This is a genomic window from Terrisporobacter glycolicus ATCC 14880 = DSM 1288 (assembly GCF_036812735.1).
GTDB lineage: Bacteria > Bacillota > Clostridia > Peptostreptococcales > Peptostreptococcaceae > Terrisporobacter > Terrisporobacter glycolicus.
The window spans coordinates 3,646,041-3,671,140 of the sequence record NZ_CP117523.1 but is presented as its reverse complement, the minus strand read 5'-3'; the positions used below and the strand labels follow the sequence as shown (position 1 = coordinate 3,671,140).

The following is a 25,100-nucleotide window of genomic DNA, read 5'->3' as shown; positions in this document are numbered from 1 at the left end:
GAGTGTATGATAAAAAAGCATGACAAAAGGTTGTTGAATATTTCAAAAAACTTTGAAACAGCCTTAGCAATAGTGATATTAATTCTTGTATTATTGGGGATGATGGATTTAGGAAGAAGCGTATATCAAGCTTATATAGTAGATTTTTCAACTCCAGTTCAATATAGCCAGTTAAATAGTTTTTTAGCAGAAGCATTATTGTTAGTCATAGGTGTTGAATTGGTAGTAATGCTATCTTTACATACACCAGGAGTGCTTTTGGAAGTGTTATTATATGCAATAGCTAGAAAGCTTATTTTGCTTCCAAAAAGTTCAGGAATGGGAGATTTACTATTAGGAATACTTTCTATAGGTGCAATATTTGCAATTAGAAAATATTTAATGTCCCCAGAAGAAAGAGCAATGAGCCTTAGTAGGTTATATAATTTGAAGAATAATAATAGTAAAGAAAAAGAAATTTTAGACACAGAACAAATAAATAATAATTAGTAGTTTAATATTTTAGACTATAATCAGACAGAGTAAGGAGAATAAATATGAGTGCAATAAGATATGAACTTATAAAAACTTGTAAGCAAAGTGGTGCAAGACTTGGTAGATTACACACTCCCCATGGAGTTATAGAGACACCAATATTTATGCCAGTTGGAACGCAGGCAACAGTAAAGGCAATGACACCAGAAGAATTAAAAGAAATAGGATCTCAAATAATATTAAGTAATACATATCACTTATATATGAGACCAGGCCACGATTTAGTAAAAGAAGCAGGTGGGCTTCATAAATTTATGAACTGGGATAGACCAATATTAACAGATAGTGGTGGATTTCAAGTGTTTTCTTTAGGACCACTTAGAAAAATAACTGAAGAGGGAGTTCACTTTAGATCTCATATAGATGGGTCTAAACATTTTATATCTCCAGAAAAAGCAATGGAAATACAAAATGCTTTAGGTTCAGACATAATGATGGCATTTGATGAATGTGCTCCTTACCCAGCAGATAGACAATATGTAAAAAACTCATTAGAAAGAACTACTAGATGGTTAAGAAGATGCAAAGAAGCTCATAAAAATACAGAAAACCAAGCATTATTTGGAATAATTCAAGGCGGTATGTATAAAGATTTAAGAGAGCAATCAGCTAAGGAAATTTTAGAACTAGACTTACCAGGATATGCAGTTGGTGGTCTTAGTGTTGGAGAACCAAAGCCACTAATGTATGAAGTACTTGACTATACAGTGCCTCTAATGCCAGAAGACAAACCGAGATATCTAATGGGTGTTGGTTCACCAGATGATTTATTAGAAGGTGTAATAAGAGGAATAGACATGTTTGACTGTGTACTTCCTACTCGTATAGCTAGAAACGGTACTGCGATGACTAGCCAGGGTAAAGTTGTAGTTAGAAATGCTAAATATGCAAGAGATTTTACTCCACTTGACCCAGAGTGCGATTGCTATTGCTGTAAAAACTATACAAAAGCGTATATAAGACACTTAGTAAAAGCAAATGAAATACTTGCTGCTAGACTTATATCTACACATAACTTAAGATTTTTACTTAAATTAATGGAAGATATAAGACAAGCAATAATGGAAGATAGATTATTAGATTTTAAAGATGAATTTTTCTCCAAATATGGGTATAAATTATAAGAAAATTGAGTTATAATGTTTATTATACTTTTGTTTTTAAGAAGTAATAAACATATGAAGGAGTGAAGCATATGAATACTCAAATGATAATGTCTATTGTTTACATGGTTGCGTTATTTGCAATTTTCTATTTCTTATTTATAAGACCTCAAAGAAAAAAAGAAAAACAATTGGATCAATTAAGATCAAGTCTAGAAGTAGGACAAATGGTTACTACAATAGGTGGAATGTTAGCAACAATAGCTAAAGTTGAAGATGAATTTGTTGTTTTAGAAGTAGGACCAAATAGAACTAAAATGCCATTTAAAAAATGGGCTATAGCTTCTGTTGAGAAAAAAGAAGAAGATAAATAAATAGTAATTTTAAATCTCCCTAAGGAATATATATATTTCGAGGGGAGGTTTTTTTATGGCAAAAACTATACATATATTAAAAGGTTTAGGCTATGCTTACATAATCACGTTAATAGTATTATTAATTTACAATCTATTGTTAACTTATACTAATGTTTCGGCAGATTCAGTTTCAATAGTAACATCATTTATTACCACAGTGTCTGCAGCTTTTGGTGGATTTTATGCTTGTAAACATATACAAGAAAAGGGACTTATATATGGTTTTATAGTTGGTGTAGTTTATATAATATTACTTATAACAATGTTTTATTTAGCTAAAGAAAATTACATATTTGATATTACACTTCTTTATAAAGCAATACTTGTTTCAGTAGCAGGAGGAATAGGCGGAGTATTAGGTGTTAACTTCAAATAAGTTCCAAATTATACAGAATTATGATATAATTAGTAGCAGTTAATTAGAAACAGGAGGTAGTAAAAATGGCTAAAAAACATATAAAAACTTTATCAAATGCTACATTAAAAGAAAGTGCAGCTAAAGGTGGATGTGGAGAATGTCAAACATCTTGTCAATCTGCTTGTAAAACTTCTTGTACAGTTGCAAACCAAGAGTGTGAAAGATAATTAAACAAAATTATTTTAAAAGTGAGGGTATTACAAATAATACCCTCACTTTGTTTGCATATAAATTATTTTTACAAAAAATTTACACATATTTTGTTTAGGGTATATAATAAGAGTATTAAAAATTAGGAGGACATATTATGAGTATGATACATAAATTTTCCATGGATGGATACAATATTGTTTTAGATGTGAATGGAGGTAGTGTTCATGTACTAGATGATGTTGCGTATAATCTTGTAGATTTATTTGAAGAAAAATCTATGGAAGAAATAGTAGAATCTTTAAATAAAGATTATACTAGAGAGCAAATAGAAGAAGCTTATGAGGAAATAAAATCGTTAAAAGAAGAGGGTCTTTTATTTACTGAAGATACATATGAAACTCACCCAAGTTTTGTGAATAGAAAAAAAGTAGTTAAAGCATTATGTCTACACGTTTCACATGACTGTAATTTAAAATGTAAATACTGTTTTGCTTCACAAGGTGACTTTGGTGGAGAAAAAGAAATGATGAGTTTTGAAATAGGTAAAAAGGCAATTGATTATCTTATAGCTAATTCAGGAAATAGAAGAAATTTAGAAATAGACTTCTTTGGTGGAGAGCCACTAATGAACTTTGAAGTAGTTAAGCAATTAGTAACCTATGGTAGAAAAGTTGAAAAAGAAAATAATAAAAACATAAGATTTACGATAACTACTAATGGAATATTATTAGATGATGATAAAATTGACTATATAAATGAACATATGCATAATGCAGTATTAAGTTTAGATGGAAGAAAAGAAGTAAATGATAACATGAGACCAACAGTTAATGATAAAGGAAGTTATGATGTTATAATGCCTAAATTTAAAAAGTTAGTAGAAAAAAGACCTAAGGATAAATACTATTATATAAGAGGAACATTCACTAGAGATAACTTAGATTTTTCTGAGGATGTACTTCATTTTGCTGATGAAGGATTTGAATTAACATCAATTGAGCCAGTTGTTGGAGATGAAAGCAATCCTTATGCCCTAAGAGAACAAGATATGGAAAAAGTATTTTATGAATATGAAAAGTTGGCAAAAGAGTATGCAAAAAGAAAATTAAATGGAGATGATTTCACTTTCTTCCACTTTGTAATAGATTTAAATCAAGGACCATGTGTAATAAAAAGAATAACTGGATGTGGTGCTGGAAATGAGTATTTATCAGTAACACCAAATGGAGATATATATCCATGTCACCAGTTTGTTGGAAATGATGATTTTAAATTAGCAAATATAATGGATGAAGAGATAGTTATACCTAAAGAAATAAGTAATATGTTTAGAGATTCTCATGTTTACTCTAAAGAAGATTGTAAAAAATGCTGGAATAAGTTTTATTGTTCAGGTGGATGTCATGCCAATGCAATAAACTTTAATAATGATATAAGAAAGCCATATGAGCTTGGTTGCGAAATGCAAAAGAAAAGAACAGAATGCTCTATAATGATTCAAGCAAAACTAATGCTGGAAGGAGAATAAAAATGATAAAAGGGTTTGAAGGGACAAAACCTACTATTGATAATTCTGCTTTTGTGGCAGAAACTGCAGATATAATTGGTGATGTTGTTATTGAAAAAAACGCAAGTATTTGGTATAAAGCAGTTTTAAGAGGCGATGATAGCCAAATTATAGTGGGAGAAAATTCTAATGTACAAGATGGAACTATAATACATTGTGGATATGACGAGCCAACTATAATAGGAAGAAATGTAACTATTGGACATGCTGCTGTTATTCATGGATGTAAAATAGGCGACTATAGTCTAATTGGAATGGGGTCAACAGTTTTAGATAATGCAGAGATTGGAGAACTTACTATGGTGGGAGCAGGTAGCTTAGTAACCGGCAAGAAATTCCCACCAGGAGTTTTATTATTAGGTTCACCAGCAAAAATTGCAAGAGAATTAACTGAGGAAGAAAAAGAAAGCTTGAAACAATCAGCTCTACATTATGTAGAAATGGGTAAAAAACATAAGTAATTTGTAATTTAAATAAAAATCATACAAATTTAAAAAGGAGCAATCTACAAATTGCTCCTTTTTAATGCAATAAAAATTTTTTTAGTACTATATTATAGCATATAAGTTAATAATATTATAATATTTAAATGTAGGACAAAGAAAATATGAGGTGAGAACTTTTGATATATAATAAAAAATGGACGTTAAAACATAAAGGAAAAGTTAAAGAAACAGAGTTAAGCAAGAAAATAAATATTTCCCCGGAAATTAGCCAAATATTAAATAATAGAGGTATAAATGACGAAAAAGATGCAGAAATTTTTATGAACCCATCTTTAGAATATTTAAGAGATCCCTTCTTAATGAAGGATATGAAAAAAGCAACTGAAAGGATAAAGAAAGCTATTGAAAATAAAGAAAGAATTTATATCTATGGTGATTACGATGTAGATGGAGTATCATCCACATCAATTTTATATATTTATTTCAAATCTATAGATTATCCAGTTAAATATTATATTCCAAACAGATTAGAAGAAGGATATGGGATAAATGAGGATGCAATAAGGAAAATAAATAATGATGGGTGTGATCTTATAATAACTGTGGACTGTGGTATAACATCAGTTAATGAAGTAAGATTAGCCAATGAACTTGGTATAGATGTTATAATAACAGATCACCATGAATGCCAAAGTGATGTGCCAGATGCTTACGCAATTGTAAATCCAAAGCAAGAAGATTGTAACTATCCTTTTGATATGCTTTGTGGATGTGGAGTAGCATTTAAAATGATTCAAGCATTGACAGATGAAGAAGAATTTAAAACATCAATGTTTGACTATTTAGAAGTAGTAACCTTAGCAACAATATGTGATATAGTACCTTTAATAGATGAAAATAGAATAATTGTAAAAAATGGTTTAAAACTAATGAAAGAGGGCAAAAATTTAGGTTTAAGAGAACTAATTAAAGTATGTGGTATTGAAACTAGCAAAATAGGATCATCACACATAGGTTATTCAGTAGGCCCTAGAATTAATGCATCGGGAAGATTAGGCTACTCATATCTAGGTGTTCAGTTATTTACTACTGATTTGGAAGATGAAGCAAAAGAAATAGCCAATATATTGGAAGCAAAAAATATTGAGAGACAAATGATAGAAAGTAAGATGTATAAAGAAGCAGAAGATGTTATATCGAGTGGTGAAAACTACAAAGATGATAAAGTGCTTGTAGTAGCAAAAGAAGGGTGGCAACATGGAATAATAGGAATTGTTGCTTCTAAGTTAACAGAAAAATATTATAAGCCTACAATCCTACTAACTATAGAAGGTGATGAAGCAACAGGTTCAGCTAGATCTATTAAAGGATTTAGTATATTTAATGCTTTAGTAAGTTGCAAAGATCTGATGAATAAATTTGGTGGACATGAGCAGGCAGCAGGATTGGCCTTGAATGCAGAAAATATAGAAGAATTAAGAAAAAGAATAAATGAAATAGCAGATTACAATCTGAGTAAAGATGATTTAATTGAAAATATAAAAGTTGAATATGAACTTGAAGAAGAAAGTGCAACATTAGACTTAGTAGACAATCTGCATAAGTTAGAACCTTTTGGTTTAAGCAATCCGTCTCCAAGATTTATTATGAGAGACTTATTATTAAATAACATTTATAAAATGGGCAAAAACAAGCAACATCTAAAGCTAATATGTGAAAATGAAAAATCTTATGAATGTGTAGGATTTAATATGGCTTATTTAGCTGACGATTTCCAAGAAGGAGATAAGATAGACGTATTATTCCAAGTAGACGAAAATAATTTTAATAATGAAAGAAAAATACAATTTTTATTAAAAGATATAAGATTATCTCATCCTAAGTTAGCAATTTCAAATAATTTATCACTTAAGTTATTTGAAAAGATAAGTCCTATAGATAGTGATAGTTTATATCATATTTATAATGATGAAGATAATATATCTATTAATATGTATGGAGATAAAGACATAAATATCTTTGATTATATAAAAGAAGAAACTTTAATTATAACAAATACATTAAACGGATTCTATAGAGCTTTATCAGATGTTTCATTGACAGATTTAGACTATGATATAAATTATAATTATATTTATGAAAAAAATAAGAAAGTGCAACTTATATTTTCACCTAATATTGATAAAATAGACTTAAAAAGATATAATAGTATTATTCTTTATGATTTTTTGTATAATAAAGGAGAATATTCGTATCTAAATAAGAACATTTTAAATAATGAGGTTGTTATTAAGTATTATAGTAGTGAAGATAAAATATATTTAAAAAATATTATGGATAATATAGTTCCAAATAGAGAAGAATTTATCAACATCTACAAGCAAATGCTTGTAAGTAAAGAATTACAGCTAAATTTAACTGAATTAAAAAGAGTATTTAAACTTCTACCTTTAAAAACATTTATAATACTTAAAGTTTTTAGAGAATTAAATTTATTAAACTTTGAAATTAATTATGAAGAAAATACTATAGCCATATATTTATTAGAAAAACCTGATAAAAAGCTTAATTTGGATGAAAGTGTAATACTTAATAATCTAAAAGAATTAAAACAAGAGTATGTAAAAAGCTATTAGGAGGAGTTTTAAATGGATTTAAAACAAACAGTAAGAGTAATTGAAGATTTTCCAAAGGAAGGAATAAGCTTTAAAGACATAACAACATTATTACAAGATGGTAAGGCACTAAAATTTGCAGTAGATGAAATAATAGCAGATTTAAAAGATAAAGACGTAGATTTAATTGTAGGACCAGAGGCAAGAGGATTTTTACTCGGAACACCAGTTGCTTATGGTATGGAAGTTGGTTTTATACCAGTTAGAAAACCAGGAAAGTTACCATGGGAAGTTGAAGGTTATGAGTATGATTTAGAATATGGTTCTAATAGATTAGAAATACATAAAGATGCTATTAAGCCAGGACAAAAAGTTGCCATAGTAGATGACTTACTAGCTACAGGTGGAACTATGGAAGCAGCAGCTAAACTTATAGAAAAGTTAGGTGGAGAAGTAGTTTCAATGCAATTTTTAATAGAATTAAAAGACTTAGATGGAAGAGCAAAATTAGCAAAATATAATGTTAATTCTCTTATAAAATACTAGACAATAATAATAGTTGGTTTTTTACCAACTATTTTCATATATAATAAAATTTATACTTTAGAGAATAGGTGGTTATATGCATGATAAGGAATTACAGGAGATATTAGATAAAATAAAACAATATGCTCCTAATACGGATACTACTCTTGTAGAAAAAGCTTACTATTTGGCAAAATCTGCCCATGATGGTGTACTAAGAAAATCAGGTGAACCTTATATAATTCATCCAATAGCTGTTGCAAATATTCTTGTAGAAATGCAACTTGATATAGAAACTATATCAGCAGGACTTTTACACGATGTAATTGAAGATACGGACTATACTTATGATGATATAAAAGAAATGTTTAGTAAGGAAGTTGCAGACTTAGTTGATGGAGTAACGAAGCTTGGTCAAATAAAATATCAGTCAAAGGAAGAAACACAAGCTGAAAATTTAAGAAAAATGTTTTTAGCTATGGCAAAAGATATTAGGGTAATTCTTATAAAGTTAGCCGATAGACTACATAATATGAGAACTCTAAAATATATGCCAGAAGAAAAAGCTAAATATAAAGCAAAAGAAACTTTGGAAATTTATGGTGGAATAGCTCATAGATTAGGTATATCTAAAATTAAATGGGAATTGGAAGATTTAGCTCTAAGATATATAGATCCAGATGGATACTATGATTTAGTAGATAAAGTCTCCATGAAAAGAAGCCAAAGAGAAGAATATATAAGCAGAATAGTAAATTTATTACAGGAAAAATTTGGTGAAGTTAATATAGATTGTGAAGTATATGGAAGACCAAAGCATTTTTATAGTATTTATAGAAAAATGAAAAATAAGCACAAGACTTTTGAAGAAATCTTTGATTTAACTGCTGTAAGAATAGTTGTAGATACAATAAAAGATTGTTATGCAGTTCTTGGTATGGTTCATACTTTATGGGTACCAATGCCAGGAAGATTTAAGGACTATATAGCAATGCCTAAGGCAAATATGTATCAGTCTCTTCATACTACAGTAATTGGACCAGAAGGTGAGCCGGTAGAAATTCAAATTAGGACTCATGAAATGCACAATATTGCAGAATATGGTATAGCAGCTCACTGGAAGTATAAAGAAGGTACAATGAGTAATGATGAAAAGATGGAAGAAAAGCTAAAATGGCTAAGACAAATGATGGAGTGGGAGAAGGATGTAAAAGACCCACAAGAATTCCTAGATTCACTAAAAGAAGATGTATTTAATAGTCAAGTTTATGTATTTACGCCAAAGGGTGACGTAATAGAGCTACCAGCAGAATCTACACCAATAGATTTTGCATACAGAGTTCACTCAAAAGTTGGAAACAAGTGTGTAGGTGCAAAAATAAATGGAAGATTAGTTCCTATTGACTATAAATTGCAAAATGGAGAGATTGTTGAGGTTATAACATCAACAAACTCAAACGGTCCAAGTAGAGACTGGCTAAAAATCGTTAAAACTCCAAATGCAAGAAATAGAATTAGACAATTCTTTAAGAAGGAAAGAAGAGAAGAGAATATTGAAAGAGGATATGAAATTTTAGAAAAAGAATTCAAGAGATATGGTATTCCTTTAAAAGACTCTTCTGTAGAGAAATTTATGGAACAAATAGCAAAGAAATTTAACCAACCAAGTTTGGAAGATTTAATTGCTACTATAGGATACGGTGGCATTGTAGCTAGTCAAGTTGTTCCAAAAGTAAGAGATTTCTACCATAAAGAGGAGAAGAAAAAAGAAAAAGAAAATAGACAAAAAGAAAATGAAGACTTATCAAAATATAATATAACTGACAAGGAATACAAAGAAAAAAGGAAAAAAAGTAGCTCAGGGGTTATAGTAAAAGGATTAGACAATATTTTAGTTAGATTTGCAAAATGTTGTAATCCACTTCCTGGAGATGATATTGTTGGGTATGTAACTAAGGGAAGAGGTGTAGCTATACACCGAGCTGATTGCCCAAACTGTAAGCTAGATGATGAACTTTTTCAAAAAAGATTAGTAGATGTGGAATGGAATAATCCTAAAAAGTCTAAATTTGAGGGCGAAATTAAAATAGTTGCTACAGATAGAAAAAGCATGTTAAGTGATGTTACGCATATGATTGCTATACAAAAGTTGAATATAAATGGGATTAATGCAAGAAAAACAAAAGAGGGAATAACTCATATTAATTTATTAATTGAAGTAAATGATATTTCTGAACTAACAAATTTAATGAAAAAACTGAAGGCCATACCTGGTGTGGACGATGTTTTTAGAGTAAGAAATTAGGAGGAAAATATGAGAGCAGTTGTACAAAAAGTTTCATCTTCTAAAGTAACAGTAGATGAAGAAGTTATTGGACAAATAAATCAAGGATTAATGGTCTTACTTGGGGTTACTCATGATGATACATCAAAAGATGTGGATTATATGGTGGATAAAGTAACAAATTTAAGAATATTTGAAGATACAGAAGGAAAAATGAATTTATCATTAAAGGATGTTGAGGGAGAAGTTTTAGCTGTTTCTCAATTTACACTTTATGGGGATGCAAGAAGAGGAAGAAGACCGAGTTTTTCCGATGCAGCAAGGCCAGAAGTGGCAAATCCACTGTATGAAGAATTTGTTGAAAAGGTTAAAAATCAAGGAATTAATGTAGGAACAGGAAAATTTGGAGCTCATATGATGGTTGATTTAACTAACGATGGACCTGTAACTATATTATTAGAATCAAGAAAAGAATTCTAGGTAGGGGGTAAACTATGATATTAGAAAAGATTGTTGAAAATCGCATGGGTGAAAATACTTATGTAGTTGGAGATGAAAATAGTAAAAAATGTATTGTTGTAGATCCAGGAGCAAATTTTATTGACATAATGAATTATGTAAAAAAAATGAACTTAATTATAGAATATATTGTTTTAACTCATGGTCATGGAGATCATATAACAAATGTTTTAACATTGAAAGACGCAACAAATGCTAAAATAGTAGCCCACGAAGAAGAAAAAGAAATATTACTAGATAAGAAGAAAAATTTAAGTGCTTCTCTTCCATCAAATACAGTAGAGCTAGATGCTGACATATATGTTAAAGATAATGACACATTAAAAGTTGGGGATATGAAATTAAAGTTTATTCATACACCTGGCCATACTCCAGGAAGTATGTGTATAAAAATTAATAATCATATGCTTACAGGAGATACTTTATTTGCAGGAAGTATAGGAAGAACAGATTTTTATGGTGGAGACTATAAAAAGATGGAAAAGTCACTTAAAAAATTAGAAAAACATGATGATGATATTACTATTTATCCAGGCCATGGACCAAATTCTAATTTGAAAATAGAAAAAATGACAAATCCTTTTATGAGATAAATTAACACTTCAAGGATTTCAGAAGGAGCTAGAAAATGATAGGTGTTGTATTAACAGGTCATGACTTTAAATACGAAGTAAGTGAATTAATCAAATTATTTACTTCTGAATTTAGATTTATTGACAGTAAAGATTGCATGATGGTTGTGGAGAATACTATATTTTTTCATAATAACAATGTTTTTTCAAAAACAGTGTATTGTGAAAATTATCAAGTTATTCTAGAACATGTAGAGCATAGAAATTTAGAGGGACTATGTGAAAGGGAGAATAAGAAGGTTATAAAGGAAACTATAAAAAGGAGTATGTTTAAGATTTTAGAAAAGAAGTTTAACATTACTCCACCATGGGGCATACTTACAGGTATAAGACCTGTTAAAATAGTTCACTCATTACTTGATGATAATTATAGTGATGATCAAATAAAAGAAAAATTAACGTTAGACTATTTTATAAGTAATGAAAAAATTAACTTAGCTCTTGATATTGCAAAAAGAGAAAGAAAGTTTATTTACCCAATTGATGAAAATAAAGTATCTTTATATGTGAGTGTTCCATTCTGCCCTACGAGATGTTATTATTGTTCATTCCCAGCTAATTCTCTCAAGCAATTTGGTAGCTTAAAGCCTATGTATGTAGCTAAATTACTTGAAGAAGTCCAAGGTGTAGCTAGGTTATTAAAAGAACAAAATAAAACAATTGAAACATTATATATTGGTGGAGGAACTCCAACTACTTTAACTCCTAAGGAGATGGATACTCTAATTAAAGGCTTATTTGAAAGATTTGATTTAAGTGAGATTAAAGAGTTTACAGTAGAGGCAGGAAGACCTGATACAATAAATAGAGAAATGTTAGAGGTTTTAAAGAAGAATAATGTTGATAGAATTAGTATAAACCCACAAAGTATGAATGATGAAACCTTACAAAAAATAGGTAGAAATCATAGTGTACAAGAAATTATTGACTGTTTCCACTTAGCTAGGGAAATAGGTTTTGATAATATAAATATGGATATAATATTAGGTTTAGTAGATGAAAATTTAGATATGGTTAGAAATACTTTAGATAAAATAAAAGAACTGTCTCCAGAAAGTCTAACTGTCCATACCTTAGCAGTAAAAAGAACATCAAAGTTAAAGGAAAATCTAGAAGATTACGAACTTGCTCAGTATGAGGAAATGGTAAAAATGATTAATTTAGCTATGGAATATGCAAGAGATATGGGATTAAACCCTTATTATATGTACAGACAAAAACACATGTTAGGTAACTTAGAAAATATAGGTTATTCTAAAGAAGGTTATGAATGTATTTATAATATGCAAATTATGGAGGAAAAACAAAGTAATTATGCATTAGGGGCTGGTTCTATAACTAAATTCGTATATCCAGATGAAGATAGAATTGAAAGGGTAGAAAACGTCAAAAATGTTGAACAATATATAGACAGAGTTGACGAGATGATAAAAAGAAAATATGAGGAGGTAGAAAAAAATGCTAAGTAAAGCGCCAAGAGGAACAAGAGATATATTACCAAAGGAAGTTTATAAATGGCATTACGTAGAGCAAAAATTTAGAGAAATTTGTGCATTATACGGATACGAAGAAATGAGAACTCCTATATTTGAACATACAGAGGTTTTCACGAGAAGTGTTGGAGATACAACAGATATAGTTCAAAAAGAAATGTATACTTTTACAGACAAAGGTGATAGACAAATAAGTTTAAAACCTGAAGGAACTGCTGGTACAATAAGATCATTCATTGAAAATAAATTATATGCTGATACGCAACCAACAAAATTATTTTACATAACTCCATGCTTTAGATACGAAAGACCGCAAGCTGGTAGACAAAGACAATTCCACCAATTTGGAATAGAAGCCTTAGGAAGTGATGAACCATCAATAGATGCAGAAGTAATATCTTTAGCAGTACAATTCTTTAATGAATTAGGACTTAAAGATTTATCAGTAAATATAAACTCAGTAGGATGCCCTGTTTGTAGAGAAGAATATAATAAAAATTTAAAAGCATATCTTGATGCTAAATCTGATGTATTATGTGAGACTTGTTTAGAGCGAAAAGACAAAAATCCAATGAGAGTTATAGACTGTAAAAATCCTACATGTAAAGAAAACATAAAAGATATACCTTTCATGGTAGATCACATATGTGATGACTGTAAGGAACACTTTGCTAAATTACAAGAATACTTAAAAGAAATGGATATAAAATTTGTAGTTGATAAAACTATAGTTAGAGGTCTTGATTACTATAAAAAAACTGCTTTTGAAATAATATCAAATGATATAGGATCACAAAGTACAGTTTGTGGTGGAGGAAGATACGATGGTCTTGTTGAACAGCTTGGAGGACCAAAAGGCATAAGTGGTATAGGATTCGGACTTGGAGCAGAAAGACTATTATTAACTTTAGAGAATAATAACATAGAAATAAAAAATCCAAAAGCTACAGATATATACATAGCAACAATCGGTGATGCAGCTAAGACTAAGAGTTTTAGTTTAATAAAAACATTAAGAGATAATCATATAAGTGCTGATATAGATCACTTAGGAAAAAGCTTAAAAGCTCAATTTAAATACTCAGATAAAATAAACGCAAAATATACAATAGTTATAGGTGATGATGAGTTAGCTAATGATGCAGCTACTCTTAAAAATATGGAAACATCAGAGCAAACTACTGTAAAACTTAGTGAATTAGTAAATGAGTTAAAAAATAGATTATAATTATAATTGACATAAACATAAGGTGGTAGAATTTTTTTTATTCTTTCACCTTTTAGTGCGTAAATGACGAAGGAGGAAATATGGAGAACTTAAAAGGATTAAAAAGAACTCATTATTGTGGTGATTTAAGAATTGCAAATGTGGGTGAAGAGGTAGTTTTAAATGGATGGGTACAAAAGAAAAGAAACTTAGGTGGATTAGTATTCGTTGATTTAAGAGATGTTAGAGGAATAAGTCAAATAATATTTGATACAAATGTAAGTGAAGAAGCATTTAACAAAGCTGAAAAATTAGGTTCAGAATATGTTGTTGCTGTTAAGGGAATAGTTAGAGAAAGACAATCTAAAAACCCTAATATGCCAACAGGAGATATAGAAATAGAAGCAACTGAACTTAGAGTTTTAAGTAAATCAGAAACTCCACCAATATATATAAAAGATAATGACAATGTTTCTGAAGATTTAAGATTAAAATATAGATTTTTAGATTTAAGAAAGTCTTCTATGCAACAAAACTTAATACTTAGAAGTAAAGTTGCTAGAATAGTAAGAAACTATTTAACAGACAATAACTTTATAGAAATAGAAACTCCTTTCTTAATAAAGCCATCTCCAGAAGGAGCTAGGGATTATTTAGTACCAAGTAGAGTTAACCCAGGTAAATTCTATGCTTTACCACAATCACCACAATTATTTAAGCAATTATTAATGGTAAGTGGTATGGATAGATACTTCCAAATAGTAAAATGTTTCAGGGATGAAGACTTAAGAGCTGATAGACAACCAGAATTTACTCAAATAGACTGTGAAATGTCATTTGTTGATGAAGAAGATGTAATGGGTATAATGGAAAAAATGCTCCAAGAAATATTCAAGGATACTTTAAATATTGATGTAGAGTTACCACTTCCAAGAATAACTTACAAAGAAGCTATGGATAGATTTGGGTCTGACAAACCTGATACTAGATTTGGATTAGAATTTGTAAATATATCTGATATAGTTAAAGAATGTGGATTTGGAGTATTTGCAGGTGCCGCTTCAGATGAAAAAGGTAGCGTTAGAGGTATAAATGTAAAAGGTGGATCAGAAGCTTTCTCTAAAAAAGGAATGAAAAAATTAGAAGAGCATGCTAAGACTTACAAAGCTAAAGGACTTGCTTGGATAAAATTAACTGAATCTGGAATAGAATCTCCAATAGCTAAGTTCTTCTCTGAAGAAGAACTTAAAGCTATATTAGAAAAAATGGGGGCAGAAGCTGGAGACTTATTATTATTTGTAGCTGACAAAAATGCTGTAGTTTACGATGCATTAGGACAAGTTAGATTAGAAGTTGGTAGAAAACTTGATTTAATGGATAAAAATAAATATAACTTATTATGGGTAACAGAATTCCCATTATTCGAAAAAGACGAAGAAACTGGAAGAATGATAGCAATGCACCATCCGTTCACATCTCCATTAGATGAAGATATTGAAGGTTTAACTGGTGATGACAAAACTAGTTTAAGAGCTAAAGCTTATGACATAGTATTAAACGGATATGAAATAGGTGGAGGAAGTGTTAGAATATCTAACAGCGACATCCAAAAGAAAATGTTTGATGCTATAGGAATTAGTGATGAAGAAGCTAATGATAAATTTGGATACTTATTAGAAGCATTTAAGTACGGTGTACCACCACATGCTGGATTAGCGTTTGGATTTGATAGATTAATAATGTTACTTACTGGAGCTGACAATATCAGAGAAGTAATAGCATTCCCTAAAAATCAAAATGCAATATGCCCAATGACAAATGCACCAGGTGTTGCAGATGATATTCAATTAGATGAATTATCTATAAAAGTTAATATAGAAGAATAATATTTAAAATAAACAGGCAGGTTATAACTTAGTTATGATGTGCCTGTTTTAATTAAGAAGAGGATGCTATTTTTAATTATAATTTATGGGTAGTATTTTAAGTTTTAACGTTTTATATTAAGTTTTAAATTTTATTAAAAGGGTACTAATAAAAAGAATAGAAAAATTTTAATATTAAATTATGATAAAGTGAAAATAATATCTATAATATAAGTAGTACAAAGTTTTATAGAGAGGAGATATAAGATTATTAAAAAGTCTTATATTATAAGAGAATGAATAATATATTTTTTTATGAAACAGAGATAGGTATTATAGGAATTAGAGAAAATAATAAATCAATAACAGATATATTTTTTTCAAAAGTAGATACTAATGATAATATAGAAGAAACAGATTTAATAAAAGAATGTTTTAAGCAATTAAAAGAGTATTTTGAAGGAAATAGAAGAAAATTTGATTTGCCGCTAGAGACTAGAGGAACAGAATTTCAAAAGAAAGTATGGGATGAACTTTTAAAAATACCTTATGGAGAAACTAAAAGCTATAAAGACATTGCTATTGCTATTGGAAACGAAAAAGCATGTAGAGCGATAGGAATGGCAAATAATAAAAATCATATACCAATAATCATTCCATGCCATAGAGTGATTGGTTCTAATGGAAAATTAGTTGGATATGCTGGTGGACTTAATGTGAAAGAGAAATTACTTAATATAGAAAATTTAGACGTAAAATAAAGGAGAGCCAAATGTTAAATATAGGATGTCATTTATCAGTATCAAAAGGATTTAAAAATATGGGAGATGAAGCTCTAAGTATAAATGCTAATACTTTTCAGTTTTTTACTCGTAACCCGAGAGGTGGAAAAGCAAAAGATTTAGATGAAAAAGATATACAAGTTTTCCTAGAATTAGCCAAGGAAAATAAATTTGCTAAATTATTAGCTCATGCACCATATACTTTAAATGCTTGTGCGGCAGATGAAAGTAAAAGAGAATTTGCTATACAGACTTTTGCAGATGATTTAAGAAGGTTAGAAATGGTTCCAGGAAATTTATATAATTTCCATCCAGGAAGTCATGTGAAACAAGGTGTAGAAGTTGGAGTTCAATATATTGCAGATATGATAAACCAAACTTTAACACCTAAGCATTCTACTACAGTATTACTTGAAACTATGGCTGGAAAGGGTACAGAGATAGGAAGAAACTTTGAGGAATTAAGATCCATAATAGATAAGGTTGAATTAGGTGACAAAATAGGTATATGTATGGATACTTGCCATGTATTCGATGCTGGCTACGATATAGTCAATGATTTAGATGGTGTATTAGAAGAATTTGATAGAGTTTTAGGTTTAGATAGATTAAAAGCAATTCACTTAAACGATAGTTTGAATGTTCGTGGAAGTCATAAAGATAGACATGCTAAAATAGGTGAAGGAAATATAGGTTTAGAAGCTATAACTAGAATAATAAATCACCCAAAACTTAAACATTTACCATTTTTACTTGAAACACCAAATGAATTAGATGGATATGCAAAAGAAATTGAATTACTTAAAAGTGTATATAATGATTAATTATAAAATGCTTGAGATAAAATTTATCTCAAGCATTTTTATTTCTACTTAATATTATTTTTCTTCAGGCTCCTCATTAAATCTTTATCTTCTTTACTTACACGTGTAGATTCAATGATTTTTTGTAAAGATTTGTTGTATGTAAAATTATCTAAGTTATTATTTTTTAAAAATGTTAAAGTTTTTTCTGGAAAATCAATATATGCATATGATACGGCCCAAGCTATTGCCATTTTAACATAATAACCATCATGGTGAATATTATTTAAAGTATTCAATACATCATCAATATAATCTTCAATTATATAAAAATTAAGCATCATAACAAGGGCAAATCTAATATCAAACTCATTTTGTGATGAAGTATAAGGTAAGATAAAATTCCAAACTTCATTTATATTTTTCTTTGTAAATTTTAAATTATTACAAAAGCTATCACAAATTGCCCAGTTATCTATTTTAGGTATGAAATTTCTTATATAATTAAATCTATTTTTATTGTCGGTTTTTAAATATCCTATTATTAGCCCTTCAATCATTATTTCTTCATAATATTTTGTATCATTATTATTATTTAAATAATTATAATAATCTTCTTCCTTAGATAAATTTTTAGCTATTTTCCTAAGTAGTGGAAGTCTTACTCCTAAAATATTTTCCACACCAGGACATAAATTACTATGAAAACTTCTATATTTATCGTCGGCTAATTTAATTAATTCTTGCCTAATTTCTTCTTTTTTATTATTAATCATAGAATCACCTCATATAAATGAGTATATCACATATAATAAATTAGTAAACGAGAAGAAAGAAGTCTAAATTTATTGTTATAAAAATAGACTTCTTACATTTAACTTTTGAAGCAAAGTATTGAAGGGAAGTAATATTTAGCTATTTATGATCACAATTACACTTTTTATCCTTGTGACCTTCAGCGTGCTTTCCATGACAACATTCGTGATCAGAATTTTCTTTGTGTGCTTTTTCATGACCACAACAACATCCATTAGAATAATTGGATAATGGTACTAAACCTTGATTATCCATTGCATTAGAATTAAACTCAGGAACATTAGGAGTTAAATTCTTGTTTAATGTTGGATTAGTTTCAAATTGAGGTTTATTTCTATATACATTTTGATTAGTCATAAAATACCTCCTTAAGATACTTCTCATTAATAGTATGCTAAAAAAACATAAAAATATGGGAAGAAGAAAAAAACAATAAATCCAATTAATTGGCAGTAATAAAAATAAAAACAAAAAAAATACAAGGAATAATAGAATCAATTAGATATGATGAATTACATCATAATCAAATTACAGGAATGAAAATACATCCTGAAGAAGAAACATTTATTCCACTAGCAAGCTTTAAAGGTGGAGTAGCAGACGCTATGATGGGATAACTAAATGTGCAGTTAAAATTTATCGTGAAATAATGGAAGGACTTCCAAGTTTATATTATAGGGATCAAGTTTTTCATATATTGAGTGATGAATTAAGACACGGAAGTTTATACAATTATATTTATACAGTAGTTTCTATTGTTTAGATAGATATGTAAAATAAAAAGATGTAACTAGTGTTAGTTACATCTTTAATATTTACAATAGAAGTTAAGTTAATCAGCAACTTCAACAATTTCAAGTATTTCTTGAGGACATGCTTTAACACATATACCACAAGCCATACATTTAGATGGAGCTGGTTTGTCTTCTGATTTAACAATAATTCCTTTTGGACATACTTCTATGCAAGTTAAACATCCTGTACATTTTTTCTTGTTTATTGTATAAATACCTTTAGCATTTTTAGATATTGCTTCTTCTGGACATTTTTTAGCACAAACGCCACATTGGTTACAAGCTTTTACATCTAATGCATTTTTTTTGTTAACCCCTATAGATATACAAGAGAAACCTTCTTTTTTATAAAAGGCTTCAGAACAAGCTAGCTCACAACTTAAACAAGCCTGACATAAAGATTTGTCCTTAACAACTAATTTTTTCAATTTTATTTCCCCTCCCCTAAGTATGTAGATAATTTATTTGTTTGAAAATAAAGCATCCTATTTTTAGTGTATATGATTGTTATTGCAAAATCAACGAAGTAAGAAAATCAACTGATTACTTTTTGGAAAGCCAAAAAATCATTAATAATATTTTTGTACTTTATGTTAAAATAAGAAAAAATATTTGAATAATAGAGGTTAAGTGTTATATTATAAAAATAAATAATACAAAATTAATCGGATTTTATATAAAGGAGGAAATAATGAAGAGAACAGACTATATATCATGGGATGAATATTTTATGGGAATATCGTTATTATCAGGAATGAGAAGTAAAGACCCATCAACACAAGTGGGTGCTTGTATAGTAGACAAAAATAATAGAATAGTATCAATTGGCTACAATGGTTTTGTTAATGGTTGTAGTGATGAAGATTTTCCTTGGGAAAGAGAAGGAGACTTTCTTGAAACAAAATATCCATATGTAGTTCATGCAGAGCAAAATGCAATACTAAATGCCAGGGGTAAATCTTTAGAAGGATGTAGTATTTATGTTAATCTATTCCCTTGTCATGATTGTGCTAGAAATATTATTCAATCGGGCATAAAGAAAGTATACTATTTAGATGATAAATATGCTGAAACAGATTCAACAAAAGCTTCTAAGTATATGTTTGAAAAAGCGAAAGTACAATGTATAAAATTAGAAGCAAGTATAGAAAAAATAGAAATATTATTTAAATAAAGTTAACTAAAAGAAATATAAAATGAGAAAATTTGTTTTATATTTCTTTTTTTTGTAAAAAAATATTACTGATATTGTTTGATTTTGAATTAATATAAAATAATGAAATTTTGTAAAATTATGGAAAAAATTATAAAAAAAAACCAATGTGCTTGAATGGCTACATTTGAGAATATAAACAAAAAATTTACATAGTATTGACAAAAATAAAGTTCAAAAATTAAAAATAAATCACTTGATTAAGCACCACATGTGGTATAGAATATACAAGGTGGTTACTATATATAGTGTTTTATCTCAGGTACACTGGGTATAAAATTTCTATAAAAGTCAATAGGTTTACATAAAAAAATTAAAAAATTAATCTATGTAGATAAAAATAGATATCACTATGAACAAAAGGAGATGCTTATGAAAAAAGAGTTAAATATAATCAAAAGAGATGGAAAAGTTGCCAAATTTGACAAAGATAAGATTGAAAATGCTATATTAAAAGCAATGAAAAATGGTAGTGGAGTTTATATTCCAGAGATTGCAAAAGAAATAGCAGAGGATATAGAAACTATTTATATGGAACGAGATACAAATGCTACAGTATACAAAGTAGAGGAAATGGTATATACAAAGCTAATTGATTATAAACAAAAATTAACAGCTAAGGCATATGAAGGATATAGAGCGGTACAATCATTTAAAAGAACGATAAATACAACAGACGATAGCATCCTAGGTTTATTAGATAGAAGTAATGAAGATGTTTTAAACGAAAATTCAAATAAAAATGGTATATTAGCATCTACTCAAAGAGATTTAGTAGCAGGAGAAGTATCAAAAGATATGTCTAGAAGAAAATTAATACCTGCTCATATAGTTCATGCACATGATGAAGGTGTTCTTCACTATCATGATATGGACTATGCAATGCAACCAATACACAACTGTATGTTAATCAACTTGGAAGATATGTTAACAAATGGAACAGTTATTAATAATAAACTAGTAGAGTCTCCAAAATCTTTTGGAACAGCATGTACTATAGTTACTCAAATTATAGCTCAAATAGCAAGTGCTCAATATGGAGGAAATACAATAACTATAAAACATATAGCACCATTTTTAAGGGTATCATACAATAAATATTTAAATAAATATAAACAAAAATACTCTCTTGAGATGGCTAAAGAATTATCTGAAGAGAGAATGATGGAAGAATTAAAATCTGGTATTCAAACGATTAGATATCAGTTATCAACTCTTCATACAAGTAATGGTCAATCACCATTTTGTACAATCTACTTAGAAATAGAAGAAGGTCATGAGTATGAAAGAGAGATGGCATTAATTTGTGAAGAAATGATAGTACAAAGGCTAGAGGGAATGAAAAACTATAAAGGTCAAGTAATAGGCGAGGAGTTTCCTAAACTAGTTTATTTACTAGATGAACATAACTGTTTAGAAGGTGGTAAATACGACTATATAACAAAGCTTGCTGCAAAATGTAATACAAAAAGATTAGTGCCTGATTATCAAAGTGCAAAAATGATGAGAAAAAATTATGATGGAGAAACATTCCCTCCAATGGGTTGCAGATCACACTTAAGCAACTGGAGAGATGAAAACGGAAATTATAAATGGTACGGAAGATTCAACCAGGGAGTTATATCTTTAAATTTAGTGCAAGTTGCATTAACGGCAGAAAAAGATATGGAAAAGTTTTGGAGTATATTAGATGAAAGATTAGATCTTTGTAAAGAAGCGCTAATGATTAGACATAATTTATTAAAAGGTACAACATCTGATATATCGCCAATTCACTGGCAACATGGTGGAATATCTAGATTAGAAAAAGGTGAAAAAATAGATTCTTTATTAGAGGGAGGATATTCAACACTTTCCTTAGGATATGTTGGTATATATGAAATGACGCAAGCTATGCTTGGTATATCTCATACAACTGAAGAAGGTGAAAAATTTGCCCTTGAAGTAATGAATTATTTAAGCACTAAATGTAGTGAGTGGAAAGAAGAAACAGGTCTTGGATTTGGTCTTTATGGAACTCCAGGAGAAAGTTTAACTTCAAGATTCTGTAGAATAGACAAACAAAAATTTGGAGAAATAAAAAATGTAACTGATAGAATGTATTATACAAACTCATATCATGTTCATGTTTCTGAAGAAATAGATGCATTTTCTAAATTAAAGTTTGAAAGTCAATTCCATGATATAAGTCTAGGTGGATGTATAAGTTATGTAGAAGTTCCAGATATGAGTAAAAACTTACCAGCTGTAGAACAAATAATCAATTATATATATCATAATATACAATACGCTGAAATAAATACTAAGCCAGATGTTTGCTTCGCATGTGATTATACTGGAGAGATAAAGCTAGATGAAAATTTAGAGTGGTATTGTCCAAATTGTGGGAATAGAAATAAAGATGAGATGCAAGTTATGAGAAGAACTTGTGGTTATATAGGTTCAAATATGTGGGGTAAAGGCCGTACTCAAGAAATCGGAGAAAGAGTCTTACATTTATAAACTAAAAGGTGCATATGCACCTTTTCTATTATACATAAAAATAGTAAAAGGATGGAAAGAAAATGACATTACTAGATGCGAGACAATTAGTAACAAAAAAAGTAGGACAATTAAAAGAGAGAGTAAATAAATTAAGTAAAAAACCTTCTCTAGTAATAATTAGAGTAGGAGAAGACTTTGCCAGTGGAAAGTATGTATCAAATAAAGTTAAAAAATGTGAAGAAGTTGGAATAAGTTCAAAAATAATTCACTTAAATGAGAATATCAGTCAAGATGAAGTAGAAAAAATTATTATAGATTTAAATAAAGACAAAGATGTTACAGGAATTTTATTACAATTACCTATACCAAAGCATTTAAATGAAGATTACCTTACAAACCTTATAGAAGTTGAAAAAGATGTAGATGGATTTACAATAGGAAATATGGGTAAATTATCTCTTAATTTAGAAGGGAATGTTGCATGCACTCCTAGAGGCATAATGACTTTATTAAAAGAATTTAAAATAGATATAGAAGGTAAGGATGTTCTTATAATAAATCGTTCTAATATAGTTGGGAAGCCATTATCACAATTATTCTTACAAGAAAATGCTACGGTGACTATAGCTCATAGTAAAACTAAAAACTTAAAGGAAAAAATTGCATCATCAGATATAGTTGTTACAGCAGTAGGAAGGGCTAACTTCTTAAGTGCACAAGATTTTTCTAACAATACTACAATAATAGATGTATCAATTAACTTTAATGAAGCAGGAAAAATGTGTGGAGATGTGTCTAAAGAAGATTATGACGTTATAGTAAATGAAAAACAATGTCATTTGACTCCTGTACCAAATGGAGTAGGTCAAATGACTGTTATAGAATTAATTGAACAAACAATAGAAATTGCTGAAAAAGGGGAGAGTAAATAATGGAAACAAAATTAAAAGTAAAACTTATATCGCATACGATGAATCCTGAGCTTGTTGTAGCTACAGCAGGAAAACTTTGTTATTCACCATCAAATATTGATGATTTAATGGAAAAGCAAACACCGGAAAGTATTGAAAGATTTGTAAAAATGATTACTTCTATTGGTCATGGCAGTGTGTTAGAACATACTAGCTTTACTTTTGCAATAGAAGGAGTTTCAAGAAGTTTGACACATCAATTAGTTAGACATAGAATAGCATCTTATAGTCAACAATCTCAAAGATATGTTAAAGAAACTCAGTTTGAATATGTAATTCCGCAAGATATAAAAAATAACCCTATACTTGAGCAAAGCTACAAGAATCATATGGAAGATAGCCAAAGACTATATGATGATATAGTTGATAAATTAATATATGATTATGTTTATAATAAAAATCACTATGGTAAACTAGTAGATATTCAATTAAAAAAATGTGATATAGATAAAGACGCATTTGAGGAATGGAAAGATGAAAATAAATCTTGTGAAAAGTTTGTAGACACATTAAGAACATCATATAAAAAGCTATGTTCAACTTTAGAGAAGAAAGCAATTGAAAACGCTAGATATATATTCCCAAATGCTTGTGAGACAAAAATAATATGCACAATGAACTTGAGAAGTTTAATTAACTTCTGTCATCATAGATGTTGCAGAAGAGCACAAGAAGAAATAAATAAATTAGCATGGACTATGGTAGAGGAAGTGGAAAAAGTAAGTTCTTTACTTGGGAAAACTCTTGGCGCAAGTTGTCAATTTGGGCCATGTCCAGAAGGTTCTATGTGCTGTATGATGCCTTATGAAAAGAAGAATAAGTAAGGTTAACTTTTAAATTTATAAAATGCATATACTAAAAGGAGCATAATAATATGAGAATAAATAGAATTAAAGATAATGATATAGCAAATGGATTTGGAATTACTATGTCTCTTTGGACCCAAGGATGCCCTCACAAGTGTAAAGGATGTTTTAATGGTGAGACTTGGAGTTTTACAGATGGTGAAGAATTTACTGAGGAAAAACTAAATTATATTATGGATAATATTGATAAACATAATATAAAAAGAGATTTATCCATATTAGGAGGGGAACCTCTTTGTCCTGAAAATATTGAGGGAGTTATTTATGTATGTAAGAAATTTAAAGATAAATATCCTGAAAAGAAAATATATTTATGGACGGGCTATACTGTTGAAAACTTTAATGATCATCAAAAAGAAATTTTAAAATATGCAGATGTTTTAGTAGATGGCAAGTTTGAAGAAGATAAAAAAAATATATCTCTTACACTGAGAGGATCATCAAACCAAAGGGTTATAAACGTTAAAGAAACATTAAAAGAAAATAAATTAATATTATTTGATTTAGAAAATAAATAATATAATAAGGAGCTATTAAATAGCTTCTTTTTTATTTTTAATTACTTATAAATCTAACAAATTGATATAATATAAA

The 25,100-nt window shown here is 28.9% G+C and carries 26 protein-coding genes; 23 read left to right on the top strand and 3 right to left on the bottom strand.

Annotated elements, in window-relative coordinates; all coding sequences use genetic code 11:
• Window positions 1–6 precede the first annotated feature (6 nt).
• The 17 genes from TEGL_RS17875 to TEGL_RS17795 all read left to right on the top strand — a co-directional run bounded on the left by TEGL_RS17875 (window position 7) and on the right by TEGL_RS17795 (window position 17,383).
• Complete coding sequence (locus TEGL_RS17875) at window positions 7–489, top strand: phosphate-starvation-inducible PsiE family protein (protein WP_018592132.1); 483 nt, start codon at window positions 7–9, stop codon at window positions 487–489.
• A gap of 41 nt (window positions 490–530) precedes the next feature.
• The gene (tgt, locus tag TEGL_RS17870) at window positions 531–1,658 is read left to right on the top strand and encodes a tRNA guanosine(34) transglycosylase Tgt (RefSeq protein WP_416389609.1); all 1,128 of its coding nucleotides are present in this window, start codon (window positions 531–533) and stop codon (window positions 1,656–1,658) included.
• Between the two features lie 71 nt (window positions 1,659–1,729).
• Complete coding sequence (yajC, locus tag TEGL_RS17865; protein WP_018592134.1) at window positions 1,730–2,011, top strand: preprotein translocase subunit YajC; 282 nt, start codon at window positions 1,730–1,732, stop codon at window positions 2,009–2,011.
• Window positions 2,012–2,066: 55 nt separating this feature from the next.
• Entirely contained in the window at window positions 2,067–2,429 is a 363-nt protein-coding gene (locus TEGL_RS17860) for a TIGR04086 family membrane protein (protein ID WP_018592135.1), read from the top strand.
• 65 nt (window positions 2,430–2,494) lie between these two features.
• The gene (gene scfA, locus TEGL_RS17855; protein WP_018592136.1) at window positions 2,495–2,638 is read left to right on the top strand and encodes a six-cysteine ranthipeptide SCIFF; all 144 of its coding nucleotides are present in this window, start codon (window positions 2,495–2,497) and stop codon (window positions 2,636–2,638) included.
• 140 nt (window positions 2,639–2,778) lie between these two features.
• On the top strand, window positions 2,779–4,152 hold the full coding sequence (gene scfB / locus TEGL_RS17850) for a thioether cross-link-forming SCIFF peptide maturase (protein WP_018592137.1): 1,374 nt from the start codon (window positions 2,779–2,781) through the stop codon (window positions 4,150–4,152).
• A gap of 2 nt (window positions 4,153–4,154) precedes the next feature.
• The gene (locus TEGL_RS17845; protein ID WP_018592138.1) at window positions 4,155–4,652 is read left to right on the top strand and encodes a gamma carbonic anhydrase family protein; all 498 of its coding nucleotides are present in this window, start codon (window positions 4,155–4,157) and stop codon (window positions 4,650–4,652) included.
• A gap of 161 nt (window positions 4,653–4,813) precedes the next feature.
• Entirely contained in the window at window positions 4,814–7,273 is a 2,460-nt protein-coding gene (recJ, locus tag TEGL_RS17840; protein WP_018592139.1) for a single-stranded-DNA-specific exonuclease RecJ, read from the top strand.
• A 12-nt stretch (window positions 7,274–7,285) separates the two neighbouring features.
• The gene (locus tag TEGL_RS17835) at window positions 7,286–7,798 is read left to right on the top strand and encodes an adenine phosphoribosyltransferase (RefSeq protein WP_018592140.1); all 513 of its coding nucleotides are present in this window, start codon (window positions 7,286–7,288) and stop codon (window positions 7,796–7,798) included.
• A 76-nt stretch (window positions 7,799–7,874) separates the two neighbouring features.
• Window positions 7,875–10,082 (top strand): RelA/SpoT family protein, encoded by a 2,208-nt coding sequence (locus TEGL_RS17830; protein WP_018592141.1) that lies wholly within the window; start codon window positions 7,875–7,877, stop codon window positions 10,080–10,082.
• 9 nt (window positions 10,083–10,091) lie between these two features.
• Window positions 10,092–10,541: a D-aminoacyl-tRNA deacylase gene (dtd, locus tag TEGL_RS17825; RefSeq protein WP_018592142.1), complete on the top strand. Its 450-nt coding sequence runs from the start codon at window positions 10,092–10,094 to the stop codon at window positions 10,539–10,541.
• Between the two features lie 14 nt (window positions 10,542–10,555).
• The gene (locus tag TEGL_RS17820; RefSeq protein WP_018592143.1) at window positions 10,556–11,173 is read left to right on the top strand and encodes an MBL fold metallo-hydrolase; all 618 of its coding nucleotides are present in this window, start codon (window positions 10,556–10,558) and stop codon (window positions 11,171–11,173) included.
• Window positions 11,174–11,208: 35 nt separating this feature from the next.
• The gene (gene hemZ / locus TEGL_RS17815) at window positions 11,209–12,681 is read left to right on the top strand and encodes a coproporphyrinogen dehydrogenase HemZ (RefSeq protein ID WP_018592144.1); all 1,473 of its coding nucleotides are present in this window, start codon (window positions 11,209–11,211) and stop codon (window positions 12,679–12,681) included.
• Window positions 12,671–13,933 carry a histidine--tRNA ligase gene (gene hisS, locus TEGL_RS17810; protein WP_018592145.1) on the top strand — a complete coding sequence of 421 codons (1,263 nt, stop codon included), beginning with the start codon at window positions 12,671–12,673 and terminating at the stop codon, window positions 13,931–13,933. The genes hemZ and hisS overlap by 11 nt, the downstream gene beginning before the upstream one ends.
• 80 nt (window positions 13,934–14,013) lie before the next feature.
• Window positions 14,014–15,798: an aspartate--tRNA ligase gene (gene aspS, locus TEGL_RS17805; RefSeq protein ID WP_018592146.1), complete on the top strand. Its 1,785-nt coding sequence runs from the start codon at window positions 14,014–14,016 to the stop codon at window positions 15,796–15,798.
• A 275-nt stretch (window positions 15,799–16,073) separates the two neighbouring features.
• Window positions 16,074–16,538, top strand: coding sequence for a methylated-DNA--[protein]-cysteine S-methyltransferase (locus TEGL_RS17800; protein ID WP_018592147.1), 465 nt, complete (start codon window positions 16,074–16,076; stop codon window positions 16,536–16,538).
• Window positions 16,539–16,549: 11 nt separating this feature from the next.
• A complete protein-coding gene (locus TEGL_RS17795; RefSeq protein ID WP_018592148.1) occupies window positions 16,550–17,383 on the top strand; it encodes a deoxyribonuclease IV in 834 nt (277 codons plus the stop codon).
• A gap of 44 nt (window positions 17,384–17,427) precedes the next feature.
• Here TEGL_RS17795 and TEGL_RS17790 read toward each other — a convergent pair whose 3' ends face one another.
• Window positions 17,428–18,138 carry a DNA alkylation repair protein gene (locus TEGL_RS17790; protein WP_018592149.1) on the bottom strand — a complete coding sequence of 237 codons (711 nt, stop codon included), beginning with the start codon at window positions 18,136–18,138 and terminating at the stop codon, window positions 17,428–17,430.
• A gap of 139 nt (window positions 18,139–18,277) precedes the next feature.
• Window positions 18,278–18,535, bottom strand: coding sequence for a hypothetical protein (locus TEGL_RS17785; protein WP_018592150.1), 258 nt, complete (start codon window positions 18,533–18,535; stop codon window positions 18,278–18,280).
• A gap of 89 nt (window positions 18,536–18,624) precedes the next feature.
• On the opposite strand from TEGL_RS17785, the gene TEGL_RS17780 reads away from it, so the two are divergent.
• Window positions 18,625–18,795 (top strand): hypothetical protein, encoded by a 171-nt coding sequence (locus TEGL_RS17780; RefSeq protein ID WP_018592151.1) that lies wholly within the window; start codon window positions 18,625–18,627, stop codon window positions 18,793–18,795.
• Between the two features lie 215 nt (window positions 18,796–19,010).
• Here the strand turns inward: TEGL_RS17780 and TEGL_RS17775 are convergent, their stop codons facing one another.
• Window positions 19,011–19,400 (bottom strand): 4Fe-4S binding protein, encoded by a 390-nt coding sequence (locus TEGL_RS17775; RefSeq protein WP_018592152.1) that lies wholly within the window; start codon window positions 19,398–19,400, stop codon window positions 19,011–19,013.
• 263 nt (window positions 19,401–19,663) lie between these two features.
• Here TEGL_RS17775 and TEGL_RS17770 point away from each other — a divergent pair, with 263 nt between their 5' ends.
• From TEGL_RS17770 to nrdG, 5 genes are all read left to right on the top strand, one after another.
• Window positions 19,664–20,146: a deoxycytidylate deaminase gene (locus TEGL_RS17770; protein ID WP_018592153.1), complete on the top strand. Its 483-nt coding sequence runs from the start codon at window positions 19,664–19,666 to the stop codon at window positions 20,144–20,146.
• 411 nt (window positions 20,147–20,557) lie between these two features.
• Window positions 20,558–22,687, top strand: a complete 2,130-nt coding sequence (nrdD, locus tag TEGL_RS17765) for an anaerobic ribonucleoside-triphosphate reductase (protein WP_018592154.1) — start codon at window positions 20,558–20,560, stop codon at window positions 22,685–22,687.
• Window positions 22,688–22,749: 62 nt separating this feature from the next.
• Entirely contained in the window at window positions 22,750–23,601 is an 852-nt protein-coding gene (locus TEGL_RS17760) for a bifunctional 5,10-methylenetetrahydrofolate dehydrogenase/5,10-methenyltetrahydrofolate cyclohydrolase (protein WP_018592155.1), read from the top strand.
• Window positions 23,601–24,464 (top strand): FAD-dependent thymidylate synthase, encoded by an 864-nt coding sequence (thyX, locus tag TEGL_RS17755; RefSeq protein WP_018592156.1) that lies wholly within the window; start codon window positions 23,601–23,603, stop codon window positions 24,462–24,464. The genes TEGL_RS17760 and thyX overlap by 1 nt, the downstream gene beginning before the upstream one ends.
• Before the next feature lie 50 nt (window positions 24,465–24,514).
• Window positions 24,515–25,024: an anaerobic ribonucleoside-triphosphate reductase activating protein gene (gene nrdG, locus TEGL_RS17750; protein WP_018592157.1), complete on the top strand. Its 510-nt coding sequence runs from the start codon at window positions 24,515–24,517 to the stop codon at window positions 25,022–25,024.
• Window positions 25,025–25,100: the final 76 nt, after the last annotated feature.

Coding starts and splice junctions, on each gene's coding strand:
- TEGL_RS17875 (WP_018592132.1), top strand. CDS start 7: ATGATAAAAAAGCATGACAAAAGGTTGTTGAATATTTCAAAAAACTTT.
- yajC (WP_018592134.1), top strand. CDS start 1,730: ATGAATACTCAAATGATAATGTCTATTGTTTACATGGTTGCGTTATTT.
- TEGL_RS17860 (WP_018592135.1), top strand. CDS start 2,067: ATGGCAAAAACTATACATATATTAAAAGGTTTAGGCTATGCTTACATA.
- scfA (WP_018592136.1), top strand. CDS start 2,495: ATGGCTAAAAAACATATAAAAACTTTATCAAATGCTACATTAAAAGAA.
- scfB (WP_018592137.1), top strand. CDS start 2,779: ATGAGTATGATACATAAATTTTCCATGGATGGATACAATATTGTTTTA.
- TEGL_RS17845 (WP_018592138.1), top strand. CDS start 4,155: ATGATAAAAGGGTTTGAAGGGACAAAACCTACTATTGATAATTCTGCT.
- TEGL_RS17835 (WP_018592140.1), top strand. CDS start 7,286: ATGGATTTAAAACAAACAGTAAGAGTAATTGAAGATTTTCCAAAGGAA.
- TEGL_RS17830 (WP_018592141.1), top strand. CDS start 7,875: ATGCATGATAAGGAATTACAGGAGATATTAGATAAAATAAAACAATAT.
- dtd (WP_018592142.1), top strand. CDS start 10,092: ATGAGAGCAGTTGTACAAAAAGTTTCATCTTCTAAAGTAACAGTAGAT.
- TEGL_RS17820 (WP_018592143.1), top strand. CDS start 10,556: ATGATATTAGAAAAGATTGTTGAAAATCGCATGGGTGAAAATACTTAT.
- hemZ (WP_018592144.1), top strand. CDS start 11,209: ATGATAGGTGTTGTATTAACAGGTCATGACTTTAAATACGAAGTAAGT.
- hisS (WP_018592145.1), top strand. CDS start 12,671: ATGCTAAGTAAAGCGCCAAGAGGAACAAGAGATATATTACCAAAGGAA.
- aspS (WP_018592146.1), top strand. CDS start 14,014: ATGGAGAACTTAAAAGGATTAAAAAGAACTCATTATTGTGGTGATTTA.
- TEGL_RS17800 (WP_018592147.1), top strand. CDS start 16,074: ATGAATAATATATTTTTTTATGAAACAGAGATAGGTATTATAGGAATT.
- TEGL_RS17795 (WP_018592148.1), top strand. CDS start 16,550: ATGTTAAATATAGGATGTCATTTATCAGTATCAAAAGGATTTAAAAAT.
- TEGL_RS17790 (WP_018592149.1), bottom strand. CDS start 18,138: ATGATTAATAATAAAAAAGAAGAAATTAGGCAAGAATTAATTAAATTA.
- TEGL_RS17785 (WP_018592150.1), bottom strand. CDS start 18,535: ATGACTAATCAAAATGTATATAGAAATAAACCTCAATTTGAAACTAAT.
- TEGL_RS17770 (WP_018592153.1), top strand. CDS start 19,664: ATGAAGAGAACAGACTATATATCATGGGATGAATATTTTATGGGAATA.
- nrdD (WP_018592154.1), top strand. CDS start 20,558: ATGAAAAAAGAGTTAAATATAATCAAAAGAGATGGAAAAGTTGCCAAA.
- TEGL_RS17760 (WP_018592155.1), top strand. CDS start 22,750: ATGACATTACTAGATGCGAGACAATTAGTAACAAAAAAAGTAGGACAA.
- thyX (WP_018592156.1), top strand. CDS start 23,601: ATGGAAACAAAATTAAAAGTAAAACTTATATCGCATACGATGAATCCT.
- nrdG (WP_018592157.1), top strand. CDS start 24,515: ATGAGAATAAATAGAATTAAAGATAATGATATAGCAAATGGATTTGGA.